Origin of the sequence: Mycobacterium simulans, assembly GCF_900232995.1 — a bacterium.
GTDB classification, from domain to species: domain Bacteria; phylum Actinomycetota; class Actinomycetes; order Mycobacteriales; family Mycobacteriaceae; genus Mycobacterium; species Mycobacterium simulans.
Window position 1 is genome coordinate 1 of record NZ_OCVX01000091.1, and the last position, 2,230, is coordinate 2,230.

The window sequence follows — 2,230 nt, forward strand, 5'->3', positions numbered from 1 at the left end:
CCGGCGGCAACGACGCCGGCGACGGCGGAGGCGGCGGCGCCGCAGGCGGCAAGGGCGGCACCGGCGGGGCAGCCGGGGCGGGCGGCGCTGCCGGGCAGCCCGGCACCGGGAGCACCGGGACTAAGGGCAGCGCCGGCACCGGCGGCAAAGGCGGCCTCGGCGGCAACGGCGGCAACGGCGACACCGGCACCGCCGGGATCAGCGCTGCAAACCCCACAGCGGGCGATCAGGGCGGCACCGGCGGCGCCGGCGGACAGGGCGGCACTGGCGGCGCCGCCAACGGCGGCACCGCCGGCAACGGCGGCACCGGCGGCACCGGCGGCAACGGCGGCACCGGCGGCACCGGCGGCACCAACACCGGCAACGACGGCGGCGACGGCGCCGCGGGCGGACAGGGCGGCACCGGCGGCGCGGCTGGCGTTGCCGGGCTGGCCGGCACCGGGGACGGGGGCACCAACGGCAGCGCCGGCACCGGCGGCAAAGGCGGCCTCGGCGGCAACGGCGGCAACGGCGACAAAGGCAGCGTCGGCAGCGGCTCCGACTTTAGCTTCGGTGGCCAAGGTGGCGCTGGTGGCCGAGGCGGCACCGGCGGCACCGGAGGCAGCGCCCCCACGGGCGGCACCAACGGTGCTGGTGGCGGAGGCGGCACCGGCGGCACCGGCGGCAACGGCGGCGACAACGCCACCTTCGCATCCACCGGCGACCAGGTCACCGGTGGTGGCGGCGGCGCCGGGGGCGCCGGGGGCGGCGGCGGCAACGCCGGCAGTGGCACCGGCAGCGGCGGCAGCGGCGGCAGCGGCGGCGGCGGCGGCACCGGCGGCGACGGCGGCAAAGGCGGCGACGGCACGCTAGGTGGCCTGGGCCTGCCCGGCCAACCCGGCGGCGCGCGCGTTGGTGAAGAAGGCGGTGGCGGCGGCAGCGGCGGCGGGGGCGGCGGCGGCGGCTGATCACGGCGAAATCTGGCTGGCATGCCGCAGCCCCCGCGGCTGATCCCGGCGATTCACGCTCAGGTATGCCCCCACCACGGTTCGCCCAGCCTCACGGAAAGCGACGTCACAAGAACCGGAAAGGGCTTGGTTTAGCCGGCTGCGGCCCGCGACGCCTGCGCCGATCCAGATAGCGCAGTGGGGGGATGTACTTTTGCGCATGATGGCCTCGGCGACACAGGCAACCAGGGCCGCACAGGCAACAAGGGCGGCACCAGCGACACAGGCCCGTTAGCTGGCGTGGGCCATGCCGGCATATCCGGTGGAGGCAGTGGTGGCCGGGCAGGCGGTGGCAGGCGCCCACCTTTGGTGATGTTTGCCACATCCTGATGCACGTCTTCCACCCTCAGGTACATTTACTATTCGTCATTTCGATAACGAATAGTTGTCGTACCGGCTTCAAGCGATGTCTCGGCGCACGGCGAGAAACGCTCGAGCAAGCCTTCGGGTTGCTGATCGCGCGGACGTGGTCTTGCTGCGCTGCCTCGGGTTTGTCGTCACACACAGCGACGTGTGCATGAACCGGTGGTGCTTCCCACCCGTCACATTCGGAGAGTAGGCAACGCTAATGTCATTCGTGATCGCCATACCCGAGGTGTTGATATCGGCTGCGGCTAGCGTGAATTCCATCGGGTCCTCGCTGAGTGCAGCCAACAGCGCGGCGGCATCGGCAATCACTGGCCTCGTGGCGGCGGCCCAGGACGAGGTGTCGGTGGCCATCGCGGCGCTGTTCGGTCAGCATGCCCAGGCCTACCAGGCCGCGGCCGCGCAGGCCGCGCTGATCCAAGACCAATTTGTGCAGAACGTGACCCAGGCGGGCCGTGCCTTTGCGGTTGCGGAGATGGCGAATGTGTCGTCATTGCAAGCGGTGGAGCAAAGCATGCTGGCGGCGATCAACGAGCCTACCGAGGTGATGTTTCAAGCCGTGGAGCAAAGCGTGCTGGCGGCGATCGACGAGCCTGCCGAGGCGATATTGCAAGCCGTGGAGCAAGGCGTGTTGGCGGCGGGCAACGAGCCTGCGGTGGAGCAAAGCATGCTGGCGGCGATCAACTTGCCTGCCGAGGCGATGGTGGGGCGCCCGCTGATCGGCGATGGGGCCGATGCGACCACCCCGGGCGGCGATGGCGGTGCGGGCGGGATATTCATCGGTAATGGTGGCAATGGCGCGGTAGGTGCGCGCAGCCAGGCTGGCGGCAACGGCGGGGCTGCCGGGTTGTTGTTCGGCAATGGTGGGGCCGGTGGGG

Annotated in this window: 2 protein-coding genes; both read left to right on the forward strand. The window is 71.7% G+C overall.

Going from position 1 to position 2,230, the window contains the following annotated elements; translation table 11 throughout:
- On the forward strand, window positions 1-947 hold a 947-nt coding region (locus MSIMFI_RS27455; protein WP_191500062.1), incomplete at its 5' end, for a hypothetical protein.
- Window positions 948-1,554: 607 nt separating this feature from the next.
- Window positions 1,555-2,230: PE family protein (locus MSIMFI_RS27460; protein WP_191500063.1), on the forward strand; the 676-nt coding region annotated here is incomplete at its 3' end.